The organism is Moorena sp. SIO2C4, from assembly GCF_010672485.1.
In the GTDB taxonomy this organism is placed as follows: Bacteria; Cyanobacteriota; Cyanobacteriia; order Cyanobacteriales; family Coleofasciculaceae; genus Moorena; species Moorena producens.
Genome location: NZ_JAAHGN010001207.1, coordinates 1 through 2101, shown reverse-complemented (window position 1 = coordinate 2101; position 2101 = coordinate 1). Strand labels below are relative to the sequence as shown.

Here is a 2101-nt window from a genome sequence, read left to right as displayed (position 1 = left end):
TCTAAATCCTAGCAATCCTTTGCACAAGGGATGCAGCCCTGGCTCCCCTATTCCGAAGCTGCATAGCTTTTAGGTGCGACCCGAACGCGCCCCGCGTCGGCTTTGCCGAAAGACGCGACCCAAAGCCGGGTTACCCGGCCATTGGAAAGCGTGCTGCCACGGGAATTTAATAATTAGATGCGGAAAGCGCACCTTTGAAATTAGGCAAAAATTTTAATAAAATTCCTGGGCCCAGGCCGGAGACTCTCCGCGCCCGGGCCCCTTCTTTTTTACAAAGATGAGATGCACCCTGACTCCTAGGGTGCTGCGCAAACGGGCAATTGCTCTAAATCATATTTATTGCATACCTAGCACGATTCGGTAAATTCCCAACTTATAGTAAAATCATTTCGCCAATCGATTTGCCATCGACTTGCCATTTAGCTAGGCACAGGTCGATCTCTGTTATTGTATTTTGGTCGAAACTATGGAAAACCTTCAGGGTACATTCAACACTACAATCAACCTAATCACAGAAAGGATATTGAATTCCGACTTCCAGCTCGCCAACATTCCTGTTTCCACGATACTTATTGTGGTGCTTATCCTCCTCCTTACCCAGATATTGCGAGGCTTGTTCACTGCCATAATCATTCACAGACTCGAGCTGATAACTAGCCGTACAGAAACCACCCTAGACGATGAGTTCATTAGGATTCTTAGGGCACCATTAGGCTGGCTAATTTGGATCGCTGGACTATGGCTAGCCTATCTAGTTGTGGGAAGTCATCTTAGCCCTGAACAGAATCAGAAAATCCCCGAGATTCTGTTTGTGAGCGCTCTGTTCATTGCCACGTATATTATTTACCGTGCTGCTCCACTACTGGGAGAGCTTCTAGCCGGATTGGCGACAAAAACTGAAACTGAACTCGACGATTTGTTAGTCCCCTACTTTCCAAGGCTTTTTCAGATCGCAGCAATCTTGATTGCTGCCAGTAAAGCCAGTGAGATTTTGTTGGGGGCATCTGCTGGTGCACTGATCGGTCTACTCGGTGGCGCAGGTGTAGCCTTAGGTTTGTTATTAAAAGACATTATCTATGACTGGTTTTGTACAGTGGTTATCTATGCTGATGGTCTCTATAGACCCGGTGACTGGGTAGAATTGGACGGAATAAATGGTTTTGTTGAGATACTCAGTATTGGTCTGAGAAGTACAAAGGTTCGTATTATTAATTTGGGTGGTACCAAAAAAGTTCCCAATTCTAAAATGATTGGTGGAGTTGTGGTTAATTATTGGTCACAAAATACTGGCGATAATTTGGAGTTGGGAGCCATAAATTTAACTCTGAAAATAGATGGAATTTCAGCGGAGCAAACTACCCGACTTTGTCAGGCTATTAAAGCCAAAATTTCGACTATCGATGGATTGCACAAGCAGCAAATGTTAGTTTTATTATCCAGCATTGAAGAGAATGCTCGTGTGATCCTAGTTAGGGCATTTGGGATTGACAAAAACCTTTACTATGCTGCTATGAATGACTTAAACATAGCCATATTAGAAATCCTCCAAAAACAGGAGATTGATCACCTGCATATTGAGCTGAAAAAAGACATCAAAGACTACAAACAGCTAAACTAAAATTTAGTTAGTGAGGTGATATCTAAATCCTAGCAATCCTTTGAACAAGGGATGCAGCTTAGGAACAGGTGAACTCCCCCATGAAGGCTCACCCGTCGCTATTTCTGCCGTCTACTAGCTAATACTTTTCGGTCAATCCCCGAGTTGATTGACCGATTGTTGTTCCTACAAACGGATATTAAACCTTTCAAACTGGCTCCTAGGGTGCTGGGCAGGGTAAACGCATCTTATTTTGAAATGCCTAGTGGATAGGAGATTGAGCTGATAAGTATTTATACTTATTATTTTTGAAATCGCTTCTGAGTAAGGCTTCTAGAATTTAGATGCGTTTGCCCTGGGGTGCTGGGCAAACGGGCAATTGCTCTAAATCCTGTTGATTACATACCTAGCAGGATTCGGTAAATTCGCAACTTATAGTAAAATCATTCCACCAATAGACTTGCCATCGACTTGCCATTTAACTAAGCACAGGTCGATCTCTGA

The 2101-nt window shown here is 43.5% G+C and carries 1 protein-coding gene; it reads left to right on the top strand.

The annotated features are described in order from the left end of the window. Positions 1–466: 466 nt before the first annotated feature. Positions 467–1618, top strand: a complete 1152-nt coding sequence (locus F6K20_RS35630; protein ID WP_287297970.1) for a mechanosensitive ion channel family protein — start codon at positions 467–469, stop codon at positions 1616–1618. Positions 1619–2101: the final 483 nt, after the last annotated feature.

What these genes read in the sequence shown, in the direction of transcription:
- F6K20_RS35630 (WP_287297970.1), top strand. Translation starts at nt 467, where the DNA reads ATGGAAAACCTTCAGGGTACATTCAACACTACAATCAACCTAATCACA.